Annotated in this window: 16 protein-coding genes; 4 read left to right on the forward strand and 12 right to left on the reverse strand. The window is 71.5% G+C overall.

Going from position 1 to position 18,440, the window contains the following annotated elements:
- Positions 1-21: 21 nt before the first annotated feature.
- Positions 22-1,695 (forward strand): MFS transporter, encoded by a 1,674-nt coding sequence (locus KSO97_RS10190; protein WP_232678483.1) that lies wholly within the window; start codon positions 22-24, stop codon positions 1,693-1,695.
- An 88-nt stretch (positions 1,696-1,783) separates the two neighbouring features.
- Here the strand turns inward: KSO97_RS10190 and KSO97_RS10195 are convergent, their stop codons facing one another.
- The 12 genes from KSO97_RS10195 to KSO97_RS10250 form a co-directional block, all read right to left on the reverse strand.
- Entirely contained in the window at positions 1,784-2,743 is a 960-nt protein-coding gene (locus KSO97_RS10195; RefSeq protein ID WP_232678485.1) for a glutathione S-transferase family protein, read from the reverse strand.
- A gap of 40 nt (positions 2,744-2,783) precedes the next feature.
- Positions 2,784-3,602, reverse strand: a complete 819-nt coding sequence (locus KSO97_RS10200) for a DUF2510 domain-containing protein (protein ID WP_232678487.1) — start codon at positions 3,600-3,602, stop codon at positions 2,784-2,786.
- 34 nt (positions 3,603-3,636) lie between these two features.
- Entirely contained in the window at positions 3,637-4,200 is a 564-nt protein-coding gene (locus KSO97_RS10205; RefSeq protein WP_232678489.1) for a hypothetical protein, read from the reverse strand.
- A gap of 36 nt (positions 4,201-4,236) precedes the next feature.
- Positions 4,237-5,247, reverse strand: a complete 1,011-nt coding sequence (locus KSO97_RS10210; protein WP_232678491.1) for a putative zinc-binding metallopeptidase — start codon at positions 5,245-5,247, stop codon at positions 4,237-4,239.
- Between the two features lie 163 nt (positions 5,248-5,410).
- The gene (locus KSO97_RS10215; protein ID WP_232678493.1) at positions 5,411-6,310 is read right to left on the reverse strand and encodes a DUF2510 domain-containing protein; all 900 of its coding nucleotides are present in this window, start codon (positions 6,308-6,310) and stop codon (positions 5,411-5,413) included.
- Entirely contained in the window at positions 6,307-6,858 is a 552-nt protein-coding gene (locus tag KSO97_RS10220; RefSeq protein WP_232678495.1) for a hypothetical protein, read from the reverse strand. Before KSO97_RS10220 ends, KSO97_RS10215 begins: the two co-directional genes overlap by 4 nt.
- Positions 6,855-7,733, reverse strand: a complete 879-nt coding sequence (locus KSO97_RS10225) for a transglutaminase family protein (protein WP_232678497.1) — start codon at positions 7,731-7,733, stop codon at positions 6,855-6,857. Before KSO97_RS10225 ends, KSO97_RS10220 begins: the two co-directional genes overlap by 4 nt.
- Positions 7,730-10,318: a circularly permuted type 2 ATP-grasp protein gene (locus KSO97_RS10230; protein WP_232678499.1), complete on the reverse strand. Its 2,589-nt coding sequence runs from the start codon at positions 10,316-10,318 to the stop codon at positions 7,730-7,732. Before KSO97_RS10230 ends, KSO97_RS10225 begins: the two co-directional genes overlap by 4 nt.
- 1 nt (position 10,319) lies before the next feature.
- Complete coding sequence (locus KSO97_RS10235; protein WP_232678501.1) at positions 10,320-13,781, reverse strand: DUF2126 domain-containing protein; 3,462 nt, start codon at positions 13,779-13,781, stop codon at positions 10,320-10,322.
- 217 nt (positions 13,782-13,998) lie between these two features.
- The gene (hisC, locus tag KSO97_RS10240; protein ID WP_232678503.1) at positions 13,999-15,072 is read right to left on the reverse strand and encodes a histidinol-phosphate transaminase; all 1,074 of its coding nucleotides are present in this window, start codon (positions 15,070-15,072) and stop codon (positions 13,999-14,001) included.
- Between the two features lie 4 nt (positions 15,073-15,076).
- A complete protein-coding gene (locus KSO97_RS10245) occupies positions 15,077-15,670 on the reverse strand; it encodes a VanZ family protein (RefSeq protein ID WP_232678505.1) in 594 nt (197 codons plus the stop codon).
- Positions 15,671-15,785: 115 nt separating this feature from the next.
- Entirely contained in the window at positions 15,786-16,694 is a 909-nt protein-coding gene (locus KSO97_RS10250) for a dimethylarginine dimethylaminohydrolase family protein (RefSeq protein WP_232678507.1), read from the reverse strand.
- A 78-nt stretch (positions 16,695-16,772) separates the two neighbouring features.
- On the opposite strand from KSO97_RS10250, the gene KSO97_RS10255 reads away from it, so the two are divergent.
- From KSO97_RS10255 to KSO97_RS10265, 3 genes are all read left to right on the forward strand, one after another.
- Positions 16,773-17,462 (forward strand): GntR family transcriptional regulator, encoded by a 690-nt coding sequence (locus KSO97_RS10255; RefSeq protein ID WP_232678509.1) that lies wholly within the window; start codon positions 16,773-16,775, stop codon positions 17,460-17,462.
- A 64-nt stretch (positions 17,463-17,526) separates the two neighbouring features.
- Entirely contained in the window at positions 17,527-17,916 is a 390-nt protein-coding gene (locus tag KSO97_RS10260) for a phage holin family protein (protein WP_232678511.1), read from the forward strand.
- A gap of 23 nt (positions 17,917-17,939) precedes the next feature.
- Positions 17,940-18,440: a low molecular weight protein-tyrosine-phosphatase gene (locus KSO97_RS10265; RefSeq protein WP_232678513.1), complete on the forward strand. Its 501-nt coding sequence runs from the start codon at positions 17,940-17,942 to the stop codon at positions 18,438-18,440.

Here is an 18,440-nt window from a genome sequence, read left to right on the forward strand (position 1 = left end):
GCGGCTCCTATAGTCGGGGCCATGGCCGGCCGGGAGATGACCCATTTCCCCGCGCCCGCAACCCGGCGTCGGCTCCTGGTCACCGTCGGGCTCGTCGTCGCAGCCACCTCCTACGCGGGATTCGTCAAGGCCTCGGCCGCGCCCCGGGTGATCACCGACTTCGAGATGGGCCTGACCCCCTACGCCATCGCCACTGCGATCGGGCTTCTGCTCGGCGCCGTCGGAGCGATGCTGGCCGCGCGCACCGACCTCGCCGGGCGCACGCGTCTGCTGACCGTCAGCACCGGCCTCGTCGCGGTCGTCACGGCTCTGGGCCTGCCGGCCTCCTTCAACCAGACGGCGTTCCTGGCAGCAGACGCCGCGCAGAGCGGACTGCTCGGCGCCGTCTGGGTGTGCGCACTCGCCCTCGCTCGCGACTACTCGCCGCTGAGCCACCGCGCCAGCGCCATGGGCGCGGTGGTGATGTCGGTGTGCCTGGGTGGGCTCGCCGCCGCCTCGGTCTCGGGACGGCTGCTCGGCGCCGACGCGGACTGGCAGACGCAGTACTACCTCGCCGGTGCCGCCGTCGCCCTGGCCACCGCGGCGGCCGCGTTCGGCCTGCGCGACGTCGCGCCCGAGTTGCGCCGCCAGACCGTGCGCACGGACGAGGACCGCCAGAACGCCGAGTCGCGCACGGCCTTCGACGGCATCGGCCTCTGGGCTGACGACACCCCCGGCTCGTGGCGCGACCTGATGACGCCGTCGCTGCTGGTGCCCATGGTGGCCTTCGGGCTGTTCTCCTTCATCACGGTGACGGCGACGACGTACGGGGTGCTTTTCTTCGTCACCGCGCACGGTTTCGTGCCGCAGCAGGCCGACGGTCTCGGCGGGTGGTGGTGGATCGGCGGCGCCGGCGGCGCCGTCCTCGTGGTGCTCCTCGCGAACCGCCTCGGCCCACGCAAGCCCGCCCTGCTCGGGGCGGTCGTGATCTCCGCGTTCGGTCTCGTGCCGTTCCTGATGCGATCCAGCGACCCCTCGACCCCCTACGACGACTTCGTCTGGGTACTCATCCCGGCGGCCATCGGGATGGCGGCCACCTACGCCCTCTGGCTCACCCTGTTCACCGAGGCGGTCGAGGAGATCGACCCCGAACTCGTCGGTACCGGGCTCGCCGTCTGCTCCATGATCGGCCGAGTCGCCGCTGTGGTCGCCGTGATCTCCGTGCTGGGCGCGGTCCGCAGCGTCGGCACGCTGGTCGACCACGGCCCCGAGGTGAACCGTCTCGTGGCGACCTACTCCCAGCAGATCGAGCACATCCGCGACGGCAGCGAGGGCGAGCGTGCGCGTGCGCGTGCCCAGATCGCTCCGGCCGACCTTCAGTACCTCGTCGACCATCTCGCAGCGGTCTACCTCGCCGTCGACGACACCGCCCAGCAGTGGCGCGACTGGTGGCGGCTGTGTCTGCTCATGCAGCTGTGCCTGATCCCGTCGCTGTGGCTGCTCCCCGGCCCGTGGAGGCGAGCGCCACTGCGGTCGGAGGCGACGTCTCTCGGCTCGCGCGTCCGTCCCCAGGCGACCGTCGTGCCGGAGGAGCAGTGGCAGGAGGTCGTCCGGCGCGACCGGGAGGACCAGGACGAGCACGTCGAGCCGGACGGGCGTCGCGGACGCCGTCCTCGATCGCTCGAGGCACGCCTGCGGTCTCTGCAGGACGACTGACCTACCGGCGCGGGGTTGCGAGACGCCCGCCGGGCTCGCTCCTCGACGTCCGCGGGGTGCGCTGCGTTCGCTGTCGCTCGACTCGACGTCAGTCGCGACCGTGGGGGGCCCGCCACCCGGCCAGATCGGGGCCCTGCGGCACGATGCCGGTCGGATTGATGTCGGTGTGCACCACGTAGTAGTGCTGCTTGATCTGCTCGAAGTCGACCGTGTCGCCGAAGCCGGGCGTCTGGAAGAGGTCGCGGGCGTAGCCCCACAGGGCCGGCATCTCGGTCAGTTTCTGGCGGTTGCACTTGAAGTGACCGTGGTAGACGGGGTCGAAGCGCACCAGCGTCGTGAAGAGCCGGACGTCGGCCTCGGTGATGGCATCCCCCATCAGGTAGCGCCGCGTCGAGAGCCGCTCCTCGAGCCAGTCCAACGCCGTCCAGAGCCGTTCGTAGGCGGCGTCGTAGGACTCCTGCGAACCGGCGAAACCGCAGCGGTAGACGCCGTTGTTGACCTCGGTGTAGATGCGCTGCATGACCTCCTCCATCTCCTCACGGAGATCGGCCGGCCACAGGTCGGGTGCGTCCTCGCGGTGGAACTCACGCCACTCGAAGAAGAAGTCGTGGGTGATCCACGGGAAGTCGTTGGTGACGACCTTCCCGGTCGATACCTCCACGATCGCCGGCACCGTGATGCCCCGGGGATAGTCGGCGAACCGGGCGAAGTAGGCCTCCTGCAGCCGCTCGATGCCCAGCACCGGGTCGCGGCCGTCGGGGTCGAGGTCGAAGGTCCACGAACGCTTGTCGTGGGTGGGGCCCGGCGTGCCGAGCGAGATGACGTCCTGCAGGCCGAGCAGCTCACGCACGATGATCGACCGGTTGGCCCAGGGGCAGGCTCGGGCGGCGATCAGCCGGTAGCGGCCTGCCTCGACGGGCCACACCTCGGCCACCGGACCGTGCTCGGGACGGCGCGCCCCTTCGGTGATCCGGTCGGAGATGTAGTGGGTGTCCCGGTCGAAGCCCTTGCCCTTGGACGTGTAGGTCGGCGTCAGGTCCTCGCTCATGTCGTCCAACCTACGGGGCGGTGCAGGAGGGACGCCGCGGTCAGTCGCTGAATCCGTCCACGAGCCACTCGTCGTCGACCAGGATCAGTTCGATGGTGCCGGTCTCGTTGTCGTCGGCGTCGTCGCAGTCGGTGACCTCGTAGTCGACCTCCGCCTCGTCACCGTCCTCCTCGACCTTGGTCGCGACGAAGTCGCAGTCCTCGACGCCCTCGCTGCCGATGTACTCCTCACCGCCGGCGTCCTCGCACTCCTCCAGGCTCGCGCCGCTCAACGCGGAGAAGTCCTCGCTCATCATCGTGAGCGCGCGGCAGTCGTTGTCCTGCACGCGTTCGAAGTACTGCTCCGCTGCCCGCTCAGGCCCCGAGCCGCCGCGACCGAGCGCCAGGACGAGCACGATCGCGACGACGAGCAGCACGACGCCGCCTCCGACAGCACCGATCACCAGACCGCGGGGCGACCTCCTCTGAGGCGTGGGCGGATACGAGCTCCCGGCGGTCGCGTAGCCGACCGGCGGATACCCCGGCGGGGTGGCGGGCGCGGCGCCCGGCACGGCGGCAGTGGGAGCGGCCGACGTGGGTGGCGCTCCCGGCGGACCGGTGACGCCGGCCACCATCGTCGGGGCGTCGTGCACGCCCGGCACCGGTGGCACGGACGGCGTCGGCCGATCACTCGGCGGCATGGAGTCGGCCGGGGCGACGCCGGTCTCCTCGACCGATTCCCGCCCGGAGTCGGAGGCGGGCTCGACCGTGGGGGTCGACTCGGCGGCGAGCGGCGCGACGTGCTCGGTCCACCGCGTGCCGTCCCACCAACGCTGCTGGCCCTGCCCGTCGGGGTACCAGCCGGGAGGTGTCGAACTCATCGGGTTCTCCTCGCTGCGACGGCGGGCCGCGCCGTCACTCGTCGTAGTACGCGTCGTAGCCGGTGAACACGTCGCTCACCCGCCAGCCTCCGGCGCCCTCGACCATCACGACCACGTCGTCGCCCGTGCCGCTGTCGCACCCGGCCAGAGCGTAGGGGACGGCGCGGCGCGGGTCATCTGGTGCGAGCTCGTTCTCCACGCGCAGCCGCTCGACGTCGCCGACCGCGATGCGACAGCCCTCCAGCGGCGGACCGGGCAGTGCCCGGAGGTAGTCGCGCGCGGTGTCGGCCTCGCAGGCGGCGACGCTGAGGCCACTGAGACCGCGCACCTCCTGGGTCAGCAACGAGACCGCCTCGCAGTCGCCGTCGCGCAGCAGTTCGAGGTAGTCGCGCGCGACGTCGGCCGCGCTCTCGCCGCGTACGAACCAGACGAGCGCGCCCAGCACCGTCCCCCCGACGAGGCCGAGGATCGCCAGACCCGCCACGACCCGTTGCATCAGCTGGCCGCGCCGCGGACGCCGTGGCACCTCGCGGTCGGCTCCACGAAGCTCCCAGGCACCGGGTTCGTCGTCGTCGCGCCGGCCGTCGTTCGCACTCATGCGCGCATTCCACCAGACCGTGGCACGCCGTCGGGCTCAGCGGGCGGCAGCGCGACCGACCACGTCGGCGACGAACTGCAGCTTGTCGAGCACCGGCGGCGGGATCACGAACGGGTAGAGATCGTCCTTGCCCATGCTCCGGTTGATCTGGTTCAACGCCACCGACAGCGGCACCCACACACCGGTGACCAGATCGCGGAACTGCGAGAAGTCGGCGAGCCCGCCGATGGTGAGCAGACCGAACTCCCGCGCGGTCTCGATGGTGTCGACGATGTGCAGGTAGTGCGCGAACGTCTCGGCGAAGTCCTCGAACGGATGCATCGTGGCGTAGGTCGAGATGTAGGACTTCGGCCAGTCCGGCGGCGCGCCCTCGGCATAGTGCCGGTCGATCGCCTCCTGGTAGTCCGCGGTCTCGTCGCCGAAGAGCTCCCGCGCCCGGGCGACCAGGTCCTCGTCGCGCACCCACTGCCACTGGGCGTAGTGCCCGAACTCGTGCCGGAAGTGCCCCAACATCGTGCGGTAGGGCTCGGCGAGCTTGGCGCGCACCTGCTCGCGATGCGCGTCGTCGCTCTCGGCGAGGTCGATGGTGATGATGCCGTCGGCATGACCGATGACGACGTTCTCGTCGACGCTGGAGAGAAGGTCGAAGGCCAGGCCCTCGACGGCGTCGCCGCCCTGCACCGGGTCCTTGCCGACGATGCGCACGCCGAGGGTGTCGAGCTCCACGAGCAGGTGTCGCTTGGCCTGTTCGGCGGCCGGGAAGTTGACCAGACCGACCAGGTCGTCGTCGTTCGGACGGGTTCGGGTCAGGTCGCAGCTCGAGCACTGTCCGCCCTCGACCGGCGCGAGCCAGGTGCATCCGGAGACGGCCAGGTTGGCGCAGACGTGCCAGATCAGACCAGCCGCGTCGACGTAGCGCCCCGTCGCATCGACGGGCACGATGGCGCGCTCGGCGCGCGCGTAGCCCAGCGCGCTCCCGCACGAGACGCAGAGTGAGTTCTCGGCATAGAGCGGGTTGTCGCAGACCCGGCAGCGGAAGGAGCGCACTCCGAGAGGGTGGCACAGACCGCTCCACCCATCGGTGGGCGTCGCCGTTCACCTCACCCGGTCGCCGAGCCCGCCCAGACGTGGCGCCCCGGTCGCCGAGCTCGTCGAGACCTCACGAGGGGGTCTCGACGAGCTCGACCACCGACGAGCTCGGCAGATGACCTCAGGAGGTCGGGAAGTCCGTCGGCAGATCGGTGAGGAAGTCCGTCGGGAAGTCCGACATGAAGTCACTGGGGAAGTCCGTCGGCAGATCGGTGAGGAAGTCCGTCGGGAAGTCCGACATGAAGTCGCTCGGGAAGTCCGTCGGCAGATCGGTGGGCAGGTCGGTGGGCAGGTCGCTCGGCAGACCGTCGGGCATCAGGCCGCCGAGCATGTCGCCGAAACCGAAGCCGTCGATCAGCCAGGCGCCGTCCTCCTTGACGAGCTGGTAGTCCACCGTGAGGCCGTCCATGCCCTCGGGCATGCCGGCACCCTCGAGGTCCTCGAACGCGTCGCCGAAGGAGACGGTGACCGGAACGGTCGCGCTGTCGCCGTCGATCTCGGCCTTGCCGATCTCGTAGTCGATGTCGTCGGGGTCGATCCCGAGCTCCTTGGCCATGTCCTCGGACATGGTCTCCTCCGACCCGCAGTCGGCACCCATCTGGTCCTTGAACTTGTCGGTGACCAGGTTGAGCGCTGCGTCGCAGTCGCCATCCTTGCCGGCGTCGATGAAGTTCTCCACCGTCTTCACCGGGTCGCTCGACGAGGGCTTGTCGTCACTGCCTCCGCCGAGCACCAGCAGGAGCACCACGACGACGGCCACGATCGCGACGAGGCCACCGACCAGGCCGATGACCAGGCCGGTCTTCTTCTTCGCAGGCTCCGGGGCACCCAGCGGTGCGCCGGCCGACGGCATCACGGTGGTCGGCTCCGCACCCGCGGGCGCAGCACCAGCGGCCGGGTCGGTCGGACCCTGGCCGGGCTCGGCCCAGGCGCTGCCGTCCCACCAGCGCTGACCACCCTGACCGTCGGGGTACCAGCCTGCGGGGGCCTGGCCGCCGCCGTTCGTGCCGTTGTCGCTCATGAGGTCTCCTTGGGACTGGCGCTCGCGGACGGCGCGTGGGGGGATGCCGCCAGGAGGTCCAGTGCGTCAGCGATGACGCGGCGCTCTCTCGCGGTGACGGCGTCAGCGTAGTAGGCCACCAGGTTGCCCGAGAAGAGCCTCGGGACCAGCGCGGAACCGGCACCGAACGCGCTCGCGACGGCGCTCGTGCCGACCAGGGCGGAGGCCGGGTCGTCGTAGACCAGCACCGCGAAGGCAGGGCGACGTCCCGGAGGGGCCACGAGGCCGAGCAGGCCGGCCGACGCGACCGCCTCCACCTGGAGCCCCTCGCGATCGGTGGAGGTGACCGGGGCCGCTTCCAGGCTCGTCAGCGCCGAGGCGGCCTGCTGGGCGGTCGCGGCCTGAGGGGCGGTCGGGCTGAGCACCTCGACGGACTCCGGGAGCAGGCTGAGGTTGAGCGCGGCCTGACCGCCGTCGTCGGGAACGGGCGGTTCGCCACCGCACGCCGTGAGGGTGGCGAGCCCCAGCACCCCGCACAGCACAGCCGGGACGACGAGTGCGCGCCTCATCGATCCACCGGTGCGACGTCGACGGCGACACGCATGGTCGAGCGCTTGGCCTCGGTGAAGATGACTCCCTTGAGCGGTGGCACGTCCCCATAGTCGCGCCCCCAGGCGACGGTGACATAACGGTCGTTCAACCACTGGTCGTTGGTCGGGTCGAGAGCGAGCCAGGTGCCATCGCCCAGCCAGACCTCGATCCAGGCGTGCGAGGCGTCGGCGCCGACGACCCGCTCCTTGCCCGGTGGTGGGTCGGTGGCGAGGTACCCGCTGACGTACCGGGCGGCGAGGTGATGGGTGCGCAGGCAGGCCAGCATCAGGTGGGCGAAGTCCTGGCAGACGCCGGCGCGACGCTCGAGGATGTGCCCGACCGTCGACGTCACCGTGGTCGCGGTGCGGTCGTACTCGAAGTCGGCGTGGACCCGGTGCATCAGATCGGTCACGGCCTCGCCGATCTCCAGACCCGGTCGCAGCGACGTCGCCGCGTACTCGCGCGCTGCTGCCACGTGCTCGACCTGCGCGGAGGCCAGCGCGAAGTCGGTGGCCCGCCAGACGTCGGAGGCCGTCGCCCCCATCAGCGGCCGCAAGGTCTCCCACGGCCTGGCCAGCACCTCGGGGTCGTGCACCGGGGTCAGGACGTCGACGGTGCCGCGCCCCTGCACCACCAGCTCCTCGTGCGGGCTGGTGACCTGGAAGTAGGTCACGTGGTTGCCGTAGTAGTCGAGGTCGCTCGAGTGGTCGACCGGCGTCGGGTCGGTCGAGACGACGTACCCGTCGACCTCCTGCCACGGCAGCGTGCGCGGCACCAGGTGGGCGACGCCGAGGCTGTCGCTGACCGGCGCGTCGTAGGTGTAGGTGGTGGTGTGCTGCAGCTCGTACCTCACGCACGCACCTCCCCCGGAGTCGCCGACGTGGCGCCGGGTGCCACCGGCGAGCCGACGAAGGACTCCACGATCGGCATCGCGAAGAGCGCTCGCGGCGCCGGCCCCGTCGTCAGGTGCAGCTCGGCGATCGCCTCGGCCAGTCGGGTGAGCTGGGTGATCACCGTGGCCAGGAAGGCCTGCAGGTTGGGTCGGCCGACGCCGCCGATCGCGACCAGGGTGGCGATGTCGGTCTGCTCGAGCTGCTCGCGCAGGTCGGTGAGCAGCCGCTCTGGCCGGGTCGACCCGGTCGACGCCGGCAGGGCGGCCAGGTGGAGGGCCATCTCCCCGAGCGCGAAGGCCAGCGAGCGCGGGTTGTCGACGTCGGTGAGCAGCAACTCCAGGGCGCCGCCCGGGCGGACGTAGCCGCGGTAGCGCCGTCGGTGCGTCACGGCGCTCTCGGCGGCCTGCAGCACCGCGTTCAACACCTCGCGGTCGACGTCGAGTCCGCGGCGCTCGGTCGTCGTCGCGTCGAGCAGGTAGCCGAGCTGGAGACCACGTTCGAGGTAGCGACCGACGCCGATCATGTGCCAGCCCGCGTCACGGATCATGCTCGCCGTGACGCCCTGCAACGAGAGGATGCCGGTCAGCATCCGGCCCGCGGACTCCGCGATCTGGTGGCTGTGGCTGCTCAGCTCGAGGGCTCGCGCCGCCCGATCGGTGGCGCCGAAGGCGCGCCAGGTATCGAGCGAGAGCTGGTCGCGGACGCCGGCCAGCGCATCGCGCAGCCCGTCGATCGCGTGGTAGGCCGAACCGGCGCGGGTGCGATCGAGCAGGACCGATCGGAACTCCGCGTCGAGGTCCTCCACCCCGGGGCCGGCGAGGCGGTGGATCGCGTCGAGCATGACCTCCAGACCCGCGCCACCGGTCGAGCGCGGGCGGGTGCGGAAATCCTCGGCCAACACGTGCGCGGCGAGAACGACGCGCAACAGGTCCTCGGCACGCTCGGCGTAGCGGCCGAACCAGAACATGTCCTCGAGGATGCGCGGCACGGTTCCGGTGCTGGCGCGCACGTTGACCATCGGCATGACGTCGGACAGGCCCTGGTCGGGCTGGGCGGGGTCGGCCTTGAGCACCCACACGTCCTTGCTGCTGACGCTGCGCGCGCCGTCGAGCACACTGACCAGCCCACCGACGAGGGGACGGTAGGCCGAGCCGTACCGCAGGGTGAACGTGCGCAGCGTGAGCGGCGCCGGGGCCGCCTGCGTCGGCTGCACCGAACGCGACGCCGGCCCGCCGGGCCCGAGTCCCCACGTCGGCGCCTGCGAGAGCGGCAGCATCTCCTGGGCGACGTAGCGCCACGGCGTCGCGCTGACACGCTCGATCGCCGCCGACGGCGCCAACTCGTTGACGTCGTCCACGCTCCCGTCGATCGTGCGGAACGACAGCGGGCGACCGCCGTCCGAGCCGTGGTCGGCGAGCCGCTCGAGCACCTCCTCGAGGCTGTCGGGTTCACCGCACCACCAGGTCGGCAACGAGCCGAGCCGCAGCGGTTCACCCAGGAGCGCCTCGCACATCGACCCCATGAAGGGCAGCAGCGCCGGATTCTCCAGGACACCGGCGCCCAGGCCGTTCACGACCCGCACCCGTCCACGACGGACGGCCTCCGCGAGTCCCGCGACGCCGAGCTGGGAGTCGCCGCGCAGCTCCAGTGGGTCGCTCCACGCGGCGTCCACCCGGCGCAGGATGACGTCGACCCGCTCGAGCCGACCGAAGACGCGCATCTGCACCCAGCCCTCGCGCACGACGAGATCGCTGCCCTGCACGAGCGGGAAGCCCAGCGCCTGGGCCAGGAACGCCTGGTCGTAGGCGGTCTCCGAGTGCGACCCCGGGGAGAGGACGACGACGCGCGGATCGGCGAGCTCCTCGGGCCCCGACTGCAGCAGCGCCGAGCGCAGGGCGGAGAAGAACGGCTCCATCCGGTGCATCCCGGCCTCGCGATAGATCTCGGGGATCACACGCGAGATCACACGCCGGTTCTCCATCGCGTAGCCCAGCCCGGACGGCGCCTGGGTGCGGTCGGCGAGCACCGTCCACTCGCCGTGACGGTCGCGTCCGAGGTCGGTGGCCGCGAGGACGAGCGGCCGCGGATCGTTCGCCGAGCTCCGTGCCATCACCCGGGTGAAGCCCGGGTGGGCGTAGACGACCGCGGGGGGCAGCACGCCCTCGGAGATCAACCGCTGCGCGCCGTAGAGGTCGGTGAGGATCGCGTTCAGGAGCTCGCCTCGCTGGGCCAGGCCGACCTCGAGCGGCGCCCACGAGGCCGCGTCGATGACCAGCGGCATCGGATCCAGGCGCCACGGCTGCGACCGGGTACCGGGTCGGGCGTAGGTGACGCCGTCGTCGGCCAGGGTGCGGACGATCTCGTCGTCGACGCGACGCAGGTCGTGGGAGGTCAGGCTGACGGCGAGCTCGGCCATCGGCTTCCACGGCGCGCGCAGTGCTCCGTCCGGACCGACGACCTCGTCGTAACGCTGGGTCTCATCGAGGGCGGTGCCACCCAGCACGGGCTGGGTGATCGACGCCGCGTACTCGCGGAAGACGCTCACCTCAGACGGGCCCCCTCGATCCGGTCCCGGGCTGCGACACCCGCCGCAGGTCGAGGGTGTGCGGATAGTCCGAGGAGGCCGCACGACGCGCGGACTCGCGCATGGCGGCGACGTCGAGACGCCCGGGGGTGTGACCGCGGGTCTCGAAGCGGCTGGCCCTGCGGGCCTCGGCCTCCTGCGCGTTCACCGGCGGCGTGTCGTAGGAGCGACCGCCCGGGTGCACGACGTGATAGGTCGCGCCGCCCAAGCTGGTGGCGGAGGCGACGTCGACGACGTCGAAGTGCAGCGGCGCGTGCACCTCGATGCTGGGATGCAGCGCCGACCACGGCTGCCACGCCCGGTAGCGCACCCCGGCGTAGAAGCCGGAGCCGTCGCGGGTCGGAGTGAGCGGCACCGGGACACCCTGACATGTCAGGAGGTGGCGCGCCGGGTCGATCCCGAGGACCGACACCTGCAGCCGCTCGACCGAGCTGTCGACGTAGCGAGCGGTGCCGCCGGCGGTGGCCTCCTCCCCCAGCACGTGCCAGGGCTCGATCGCCTGACGCAGCTCGAGGGTCCAGCGGCCTCCACCGGAGGACCCGTCGTCGCCGGTGGTCGAGCGGTCCCCGGTGGTCGAGCGGTCCCCGGTGGTCGAGCGGTCCCCGGTGGTCGAGCCTGTCGAGACCCCGATCCGTGGGAACCGGAACTCGGTGAACGGGGCGAACCAGTCCTCCTCGAACGCCAGTCCGTGGGACCGCAGATCCGCGACGACGGCGGCGATGTCGGCGCTCGCGCCCTCGGGGAGCAGGTGGTCCTCGTGCAGCCGCGTGCCCCATCGCACGAGCGGTTCGCGGTAGGGACGCTCCCAGAACATGGCCACCAGGCTGCGCACCAGCAGGGCCTGCACGAGCGCCATCTGGGGATGCGGCGGCATCTCGAACCCGCGCAGCTCGAGCAGGCCGAGCCGGCCTCGCGAGGAGTCCGGGCTGTACAGCTTGTCGATACAGAACTCCGCGCGGTGGGTGTTCCCGGTGAGGTCGGTGAGCAAGTGCCGCAGGGCGCGGTCGATCAGCCACGGCGCGGGCTCGCCGCCGGCGGCCGCATCTCGACGGGCAGGTTGACCGGGCTCCTCGGTGGTCGAGCTCGTCGAGACCCCCCGGATCCGCTCGCTCAGACGATCGATCTCGGCGAGCGCGATCTCCATCTCGTAGACGGCCTCGGGGCGACCCTCGTCGAAGCGCGGTGCCTGGCTGGTGGGGCCGATGAAGCGGCCCGAGAACAGGTAGCTCAGCGCCGGGTGCCGCTGCCAGTAGGTGACCAGGCTGGCGAGCAGGTCGGGACGGCGCAGCAGCGGGCTATCGATCGGCTGCCGACCGCCGAGGGTCAGGTGGTTGCCGCCGCCCGTGCCGGTGTGCAGGCCGTCGAGGTCGAACTTCTCCGTCGTCAACCGGGCCTGCCGGGCTTCTTCGTAGAGCCGCGTCGTGAGGTCGCGCTGCTCTGCCCAGCCGGCGGTCGGCTGCACGTTGACCTCGATGACCCCGGGGTCGGGGGTGACGACGAGCTGGGTCAGCCGCGGGTCGGGCGGCGGGCCGTAGCCCTCCAGCACGACCGGGCATCCGATCTTGCGCGCCGCCACCTCGACCAGGAGGAGCAGGCTCGCGTAGTGCTCGAGGCGGTCGGTCGGCGGGAGGAACACGTGCACGTGACCGTCGCGGCCCTCGACGGCGAGTGCGGTGGTGGCCTCACCGTCGGGGTCGACGATCTCGACCACCGGCACGCCGGCCTCCAACGCGGGTCCTGCCTCGAGGTAGGAGCTCTCGCCGGCGAACTCCGGGTCGACCCAGGAGATCGCGTCGAGCGGGAGTCGCAAGCCGACGGCGCTCGTCCCCGGCGTCAGCACCAGCCGGCCCCGGCGGAACCGCCAGGCAGGGCTACGCCACGGGTCGCCGTCCGCGAGCGGGACGGCGATGGGCAGCACCCAGCCGCTGGGGGTGTCGATCTCCGCATCCAGGACGCCGAGCCCCTGGGCGTCGAGCCGCTCGGCGCCCTCCTCGGGGCGCTCGCCGAGCGGTTGGCGCACCTGGGAGGAGAGCGCCGCCAGGGGGTCCTCGAAGGCCGGCTGGAGATGCTCGGCGGGCAGACCCAGCACGCTGGTGACCCGGCGTGCCAGCGCTTCGGCGTCGGCGGCCGCATCCCGATCCTCTGCGGCGGGGCTCCACGGGTCCGCCAGCAGGTCGGGGTCGCGCCACAGCGGCACGCCGTCGGTGCGCCACTGCAGCGCGATGTTCCACCGCGGCAGCGGCTCGCCGGGATACCACTTGCCCTGTCCGCGATGGACGACGCCGCCGCCGGCGTACGCCGTCCTGAGGCGCTCGGCGAGCACGCTCGCACGCTCGCGCTTCTCCGCGCCGTCGGCGTCGCTGTTCCACTGCGCCGTGCTGGCGCCCGGATCGGTCCCCAGGGCGACGAAGGTGGGCTCGCCGCCCATCGTCAGTCGGACGTCGCCGGTCTCGAGCCGATCGTCGACCGCGACACCGAGTGCGTCGATGCGGGACCACTGCTCGTCGGTGTAGGGCTGGGTGACGCGCGGGTCCTCGTGCACGCGGGTGACCTCGTTGTGGAAGGCGAAGGTCACCTCCACCGGCTCGGTCGCGCCCTCGATCGGGGCGGCGCTGCTGGGGTGCGGTGTCGCGCTGAGCGGGATGTGCCCCTCGCCTGCGAACAGCGCCGACGTCGGGTCCATGCCCACCCACCCGGCGCCGGGCAGGTAGACCTCGGCCCACGCGTGCAGGTCGGTGAAGTCCTCGCTCGGGCCGTCAGGGCCGTCCAGCGCGGCGGTGTCGGACGTGAGCTGCACGAGGTAGCCCGAGACGAACCGCGCGGCGAGACCGTACTGACGCAACAGGCTGACCAGCAGCCACGCGCTGTCGCGGCACGAACCGATCCGGCGTCCGAGCGTCTCGTCAGGGGTCTGCACCCCCGGCTCCATCCGCACCGAGTAGGCGATCTCGTCGTGCACGGCGCTGTTGAGCGCGGCGAGGAACTGAACGGTCGGGGTGGGTCGATCGGCGTCCGACTGGGGCAGCCCACGCCGGAAGGCGTCGGCGCGCGCGGCGTCCTCGACCGGACGCAGGTAGGGCGCCAGGTCAGCCGCCAGGTGCTCCTCGTAGGTGAACGGGAAGGTCTCGGCGTACTCCTCGATGAAGAAGTCGAACGGATTGATCACCATCAGGTCCGCGACCAGGCCGACCGTGATGTCGAGCGTCGTCACCTTCTCCGGGAACACCAGCCGCGCCATCCAGTTGCCGAACGGATCCTGCTGCCAGTTCACGAAGTGGTTCTTCGGTTCGACCGTGAGCGAGTACGCCTCGATCGGCGTTCGCGTGTGCGGCGCCGGCCGCAACCGCACCACGTGCGGCCCGACCGCGACCGGATGCGCGAACGTGTACGTCGTGCGGTGCTCGAGGGCGACCTTGATCGACATGGGGCGAGCATGCCTCGGTTGGGTTGCGCGTTGGTAACGCGCGTCGCGGAGTTTCACCGGGTACCCGGTGAAACTCCGCGACGATCGGGCGAAACTCCCGCCCCACGAACCGGCAATCGGCGTGTCGCGGGAGGTTCACCCGGTCGATGCCGGATGCCGAGGAGAATCCCCGGCTACCCGGTGTTTCTCCTCCGAGGCCGACTCCCGCGAGCCACCCTCACCCGCGCAGAAACTCCCCAGCGACGGCGATCAGCCGGTCGTTGCCCTCGACCTCGCCGATCGAGACGCGCACTCCCTCGCCCGCGAAGGGGCGCACCGTGATGCCGGCAGCCTCCGCAGCGACGGCGAAGGAGGCCGTCCGCTCTCCGAGCTCGAACCAGACGAAGTTGCCCTGGGCCTCGGGGACAGACCAGCCCTGGTCGCGCAGGGCCTCGACCACCCGGGCGCGCTCGACGACCAGTTCCTCCACACGCTCCAGCAGCTCGGCCTCGGCAGCGAGCGAGGCGACGGCGGCCGCCTGCGCCACCGCGGAGACCCCGAAGGGCAACGAGACGGCGCGCAGCGCTCCCGCGATCGGCTCGCCTGCGATCGCGTAGCCGACCCGGAAGCCCGCCAGACCGTAGGCCTTGGAGAAGGTGCGGAAGACGACGACGTTCGGGTGGGATCGGTAGGTCGCGATGCCGTCGACCGCGTCGTCCATGCGCACGAACTCCACGTACGCCTCGTCGACGACGACGAGGACGTGCGGCGGCACGGCGTCGAGGAAGGCGTCCAGTTCGGCCTGGGTGACAGCGGGGCCCGTCGGGTTGTTCGGCGTGCAGACCATCACGACCTTGGTGCGGTCGGTGATCGCGGCGAGCATCGCGGCGAGGTCGTGGCGACCATCGGTCGTGACCGGAACGGGGACGCTCGTGGCGGCAGCCGTGGTGATGGCGATGGGGTAGGCCTCGAAGGATCGCCAGGCGTGCACGACCTCGTCGCCGGGCTCGCAGAACGCGGCGAGCACCTGGTAGATCAGGGCGACGCTGCCGGTCGCGGTCGCCAGGTGCCCGGCCGGGACGCCGAGCCTCGCCGCGAGGGCGTCGTAGAGCGCCGAACTCCCCATGTCGGGGTAGCGGTTCATCGTCTCGACGGCGCGTGTGGCCGCCTCGATCACGCCGGGCAGCGGCGGGTAGGGATTCTCGTTGCTCGACAGCTTGAACGTCGTCGTCCCCGGCGCAGCAGCCGGCGGCTTGCCCGGCACGTAGGGCGGGATCGCCAGAACGTTGGGGCGCGGGTGGGGGTGCGACATGCGCTCAGGTTAGGACGTCGCGCGAACCTCGCCGGGACGGCCTCCACACCCCACCTCGCCAGGGCCGCAGCGCGACGGCGAGGAGCAGGCCGATGCCGATCCCGAGCGCCGCGCCGGTGGCGTTGTCGACCATGTCGGTGATGTCGCACGCGCGATCGAGCCGGGCCAGGACCAGCTGGGTGTACTCGATGCCGACGGCGTAGCCGGCGAGCGTCACCCACCCCAGCGGCAGCGCGAGCGCGAGCCAACGAGGCCATCGCGCGAGAGCGAGCACGAGCAGAGCCCCGGACGGCATGAAGATCAGCGTGTTGAGCAGCCGCTGGGTGCCCGAGAAGATCCAGAAGCCGTCGGGCGCCGGCCCGCCGAGATCCCACGAGCAGTGGTCGAGGCGGTACTCCTCCGAGACCCAGCCCGGTGGCCCGTCGAACGGGATCAGCGTCACCAGCGCGATCACCACGAGCGACCACAGCAGGCCCGCCGCCCCGACCGCGGCCACCCAGCCGAGTCGACGGCGCAACGCCCAGGCCAGTGGCACAGCCGCCATCGCGGCGAGCACGACGCCGAGCAGCATCACCTCGACGCCGCCGACCGGGAACACCGCACCGAGGCTACCGCTGGGGATACCAAACGTGTTTCAGCAGGCATTTCCCTCGATCTCGGCTTGATTACCTACCAAAACCCGTTTGGTATCCCCCACAACCGACGAGACGACGTCAGGCGAGCTCGACCAGGCCGCCGGGAACGACGTCGAGGTCGCGGCCCAGGGCGACGTCGACGGGGTTGGTCAGGCAGCGGATCGAACCGCCGCCCTTGTGGAACTCCCCCACGTCGACGACGCGCACCGTGAAGCCCCACTCCTCCAGCTGCCGACGCACGCGCTCGGGGCAGGCCGGCATCACGACGGTCCGGCCGACCACCACGGAGTTCGCGCAGAACGTCGTCAGCGCCTCCTCCTCGGTGAGCACGATCGGCTCGGGCACGAGGTCGAGCAGCGCGGCGGCCGACGTGGCGTCCAGTGCGTCGGGGCAGACCAATGCGCGGCGCGCGTCGAGGGGGCAGAAGGCCAGATCGAGGTGGTACATCCCGGGGTGGGCGATCTTCAGCCCCTGCACCCGGACGCCGAGCTCGGCGGCGACGTGCTTGAGCGCCAGCTCCTCGGTGCGAGGGCCGTAGCCGACGACGAGCGACCCGCGCCAGGCGAAGGCGTCGCCGGCCTCCAGGTGCGGGCCGACGCCGTCGCGCCCGACCACCGACGTCGCCCAACCGTGCTCACGCAACCAGCGCTCTGCCGAGCGGGTCTCCATCCGGCGCTCGGCGTAGCGCATGTGGGAGAGGACGGCGCGGCGATCGCCGTCGGCGTCGAGCACCCCGAGGCCGAGGTTCATCGCGTAGACCATGTCGGGCGCGTCGCGACGCTGGGGGAGGACGTCGACGCGGGCGCCGCACTCACGCAGCACGCGCACCAGCTCGTGCCACTGCCGGAAGGCGAGTGCGGCGTCGGGCTGGACTTCGACGTCCATGAACGGGTTGATCGCGTACTCGACGCGGAAGGCGGTGGGTTCGACCGCCAGGTAGTGACGTCCCCAGACGAGTTCGCTCTCCATCACCTCTGCCACCTCCATCGCCGGTCCGCATGATTGTCGGACAATCCGACAATACGGGATGCGACCCCCATCGGCGAACACCGGCACAATGTGAGGGTGAGTGACGCCGCTGGCACGTTCGCCTCGCTGTCGGTCGAGATGACGTCGACGGTCGAGCGGACCGCCGCCGAGCTCCGACGGGCGATCTTCGACGGCGAGCTCGAGAGCGGCACGCCGCTGCGCGAGATCGCGCTCGCCGACTCCCTCGGGGTCGCCCGATCCACCGTGCGCGAAGCGCTGGGGCAACTCGTCGCCGACGGGCTGGCCGTGCGCGAGACGCACCGCGGCGTGAGCGTCGCGATCCCGGCCGCCGACTCGGTGCGCGACGTGTGCCGGGCGCGCTGGGTGCTCGAGGGGGCGGGCGTTCTCGCCTGGTGCGAGGCGGACGACACGGCGCGGGACGCCGTCCGCACCTCGCTGCGCGTCTACACCGACGCCGTCCGGGCCGACGCCTCGTACGAGTCGCTCAACGCTCTGCACCTGGCCTTCCACGTCTCGCTCGTCGGCCTGACGTCGAGCCCGCGTCTGGTCGCCGCGGCCGAGTCGCTGGTCCGCGAGCTCCGCCTCGCGTTGGCCCAGGTCGAGCGTCTGCGACGCAACGCCCACGACGAGGCCGACTCCCACGCAGCCCTCGTCGACCTGCTCGACGCGGGCCGGATCCAGGGCCCCGACGGGGCGCACGAGTTCCTCCGTCGTCACCTGGCCGACGCGGAGCACGAGATCGTCGAGGCACTGGGCCTGACCTGAGCGGCCGCACCTGCCCGCCGACTCACCACCCCACCCGGTATCGCCGAGGCGGCACACTGGGCGCATGCGCATCCTGCTCCGCACCCTGACCACCGCCGTCGGCGTCGCCGCGGCCGCCTGGCTCTTCACCGGCATCGGCTTCGACGGCCCCAGCCGCGGGTGGGAGGAAGTACAGGAGAAGATCGTCCCGCTGCTGGTGGTCTCGCTGATCCTCAGCATCGTGACGTCGTTCGTGAAGCCGATCCTGACGATCGTCTCGATCCCGCTGATCGTGCTCACGCTCGGCTTCTTCCTGCTGGTGATCAACGCGCTGATGCTCAAGCTCGCGGCGGCGCTCTCCGATCCGTTCGGCACCGGATTCTTCGTCGAGGGCTTCTGGACGGCGGTGGGCGGCGCGATCGTGATCACCGTGGTGACCTGGATCGTCGACGCGGCATTCGGCACCGACACGTGAGTCGCGATCAGCCGGGTCGCGACGTGGCGCTTCCGCCGGCGCGGTCGACCGATCGCTACCGGATCGCGATGGTCTGCCTGGGCAACATCTGCCGCTCGCCGATGGCGCACGTCGTCCTCGCCGACCGCATCGCGGCGGCCGGGCTCGGCGACCCGCGCCGCGTCGAGGTCGTCAGCTGCGGAACCGGCGACTGGCACGTCGGCGACCCGATGGACCCTCGCGCGGCCAGCACCCTGCGCGACGCCGGCTACGACCCGAGCTCCCACCGAGCCCGGCACTTCGACGACGGCTGGCTGGCCGAGTGCGACGTCCTCTTCGCGATGGACGAGCAGAACCTGGCCGACATCGGCGGCCGCTCGGACCGCGTGATGCTCTTCCGCGACCTCGACCCGACCGAACCGGGCGGCATCGTGCCCGACCCGTACTACGGTGGCGAGGATGGATTCACGGAGGTGTTGGCGATGGTCGAGCGCACGAGCGACGCCATCGTCGCCGCCCTCCCAGCAGCTCTCGGTCGGGACTGA

This window comes from Nocardioides sp. R-C-SC26 (assembly GCF_021246465.1).
Taxonomy (GTDB): Bacteria; Actinomycetota; Actinomycetes; order Propionibacteriales; family Nocardioidaceae; genus Nocardioides.